Annotated in this window: 3 protein-coding genes and 1 pseudogene; 3 read left to right on the top strand and 1 reads right to left on the bottom strand. The window is 51.6% G+C overall.

Features of this window, described 5'->3' with window-relative positions; genetic code table 11:
• Positions 1-300, top strand: a pseudogene (gene yebU / locus H7A81_RS26830) (16S rRNA (cytosine(1407)-C(5))-methyltransferase RsmF); the annotation flags it as partial.
• Positions 301-302: 2 nt separating this feature from the next.
• Here the strand turns inward: yebU and H7A81_RS26825 are convergent.
• A complete protein-coding gene (locus tag H7A81_RS26825; protein WP_182059293.1) occupies positions 303-950 on the bottom strand; it encodes a metallophosphoesterase in 648 nt (215 codons plus the stop codon).
• A 251-nt stretch (positions 951-1,201) separates the two neighbouring features.
• Between H7A81_RS26825 and H7A81_RS26820 the strand changes: the two genes are divergently transcribed.
• Together H7A81_RS26820 and H7A81_RS26815 are read left to right on the top strand one after the other, a co-directional pair.
• Entirely contained in the window at positions 1,202-1,933 is a 732-nt protein-coding gene (locus H7A81_RS26820) for a trans-aconitate 2-methyltransferase (protein WP_182059292.1), read from the top strand.
• A 255-nt stretch (positions 1,934-2,188) separates the two neighbouring features.
• Positions 2,189-2,389: DUF3761 domain-containing protein (locus H7A81_RS26815; protein WP_182059291.1), on the top strand; the 201-nt coding region annotated here is incomplete at its 3' end.

The raw sequence follows: 2,389 nt of genomic DNA, 5'->3' as shown, positions 1-2,389 counted from the left end.
GTGCGGTTCTCGCGCATCGGTCTGAAGCTGGCAGAGACCTTCCCGAAAGGCTATCGCTGGCAGCATGAAGCGGTGGTTGCCCTGACTAAACCGGGCAGCGCACTGGATTTCGAATTGACGGAAACGGAAGCAGAAAGCTGGTATCGCGGCCAGGATATTCATCCTGAAACCGCACCAACTCGCGATGAAGTGATTGTCACCTATCAGCAGCAGCCATTGGGTTTAGCCAAGAAAGTCAGTAACCGCATCAAAAACAGCTACCCACGCGAACTGGTACGTGACGGGCGTTTGTTCCGTTAACTCTATTGAAGCTGAACCAGCGTTAAGCGATTACCGAACACTGCGCCGGTGTCGATGTAATGCTGGTTCGCCACATTGAGCGGCTGTTCCAGTGGCGTGTGGCCGAAATAGAAATCGCTCGCACCGTCAATACTGGCGGAAGCGCCACGATGATGGCGGCCGAGACGATCGCGGCTCCACACCACCTGATGCCAGTCCACGTCCTGACCCAACTCATAATGGCTGGATGGATAGTCGGCATGGGCGATCACCACCACGCGGTCGGCTAACTCCAGGTGCAAAATCAGCGGCAGATCGGCACAGCGTTTCAGCGCATGGCGCGCCGCAATTAAATCCGCCCCTTTTAATTGCCAGAACCAGTCACCGCCGTTCATCATCCACAGCATAGGGTCTTGCCCTTCCAGCGCCGACAACGCCATCTGTTCATGATTACCGCGCACACAGCGAAACCAAGGCTCCTGCAACAGCTGTAAGCAGCCGGGGCTGTCGGGACCGCGATCGATCAAATCCCCTACCGACAGCAGCAGGTCTCGCTCTTTGTCGAAGTCATGCAGAATGAGCTGCGAGTCCAGTTGAGCGCGGCAACCATGCAAATCGCCCACCACCCAAATGTTACGCCACGTTTTGGCACTCACCGTTTGGTAAAACATGTAATCTTCCCCGGTTGACTGGAAGTTTAGTGAACCCGGCATAAAGTATAGTCCGGTGAGATGAAGCCAGGGGAGTGAGCAGCGTGAGCAGCCGTAAACAATTTATCGGTGTACTGGTGTTTATATTTCTCGGCAGCCTGTTGCTGCTGGAATCGCTGGCGCGTTTGGTGCATCTGCTGTTTGTGGGCTAATCGCTGTTTCCTGTCGCGCTAAACACCTAAACTCCTTTCGATTCATATAAAGGAGCCAATATGAGCCAGAACATTTACGATAACCCCACCTTCTTTGCCGGTTATGCTACTTTACCCCGCTCAGTGGAAGGATTGGATGGCGCACCTGAGTGGCCCGCATTACGAGCGATGCTGCCCGATCTGAATGACTTACGCGTCGTTGATTTAGGCTGTGGATACGGCTGGTTTTGCCGTTACGCGCAGCAGCATGGTGCCCGTGAAGTCCTGGGGATTGATGTTTCAGAAAAGATGCTGGCACAAGCGACCGCCATGACTTCTTCACCGAACATTCGCTATCAACGTGCGGATTTAGACACTCTGCAGCTCGATAAAACCTATGATCTTGCCTACAGCTCACTGGCATTACATTACCTGAGTCACATCGAGCCGTTATTCACCACCCTGTTCGAGGCATTAAAACCTGGCGGTATGCTGATCTTCTCCTGCGAACACCCTATTTATACCGCCCCGCATCAGCAGCAGTGGATTGTGGATGACCAACAGCAACGCAGTTGGCCGATCAACCATTACCAACAGGAAGGTGAGCGCATCAGCAATTGGTTTGCCGATGGCGTGAAGAAGCAGCATCGTAAATTGGCCAGCTGGATTAATGCGTTGATTGGTGCCGGATTCGAGATTGTGCATCTTGATGAATGGGGGCCTACCGATGAGCAGGTAAAGCAGAATCCGGGCTTAGAAGAAGAACGCGACCGTCCAATGATGTTTTTATTGTCTGCCAGAAAATCTCAATAAATTTCAAAAGCGGCTGCGTCCTGCAGCCCTGATGAAAGTCCCGTCCGGCGCTTATCTCCGGCGCTCATTAAAGGCGTTAGCTCTGTGCGGGACGGCGATCACTTTATCAATCCAGACAATTCCGAACAAGTTAAATGATATTAACTATCATTCTCATCATTGCTTTTTTACGCTTCGCTTACATTAGTGATGTTTATTTAAGCTTTCTTCCTTCCTGCCGATAACGTCCTATCCTCTTTCCTCCTTTATGAGAATATGAAAACGCTTTCTGTTATCACACTTATGCTGTTGCTTGTCAGCATGCCCACTCACGCCAAAAAGCATGTTGAACTGATTGAGCAAGGCAGTTACATCAACAGCGAAGGACAATCGATTCATCGTCCTGCACATACGCAAAATAATGACGTTCCCGATGGCGCAACCGCTCGGTGTCGCGATGGGTCATACAGTTTCAGC

The sequence above is a fragment of the Pantoea sp. ME81 genome, assembly GCF_903970985.1.
Taxonomy (GTDB): domain Bacteria; phylum Pseudomonadota; class Gammaproteobacteria; order Enterobacterales; family Enterobacteriaceae; genus Pantoea; species Pantoea communis.
The sequence above is the reverse complement of the archived record's forward strand: the minus strand, read 5'-3'. Positions and strand labels throughout refer to the sequence as shown.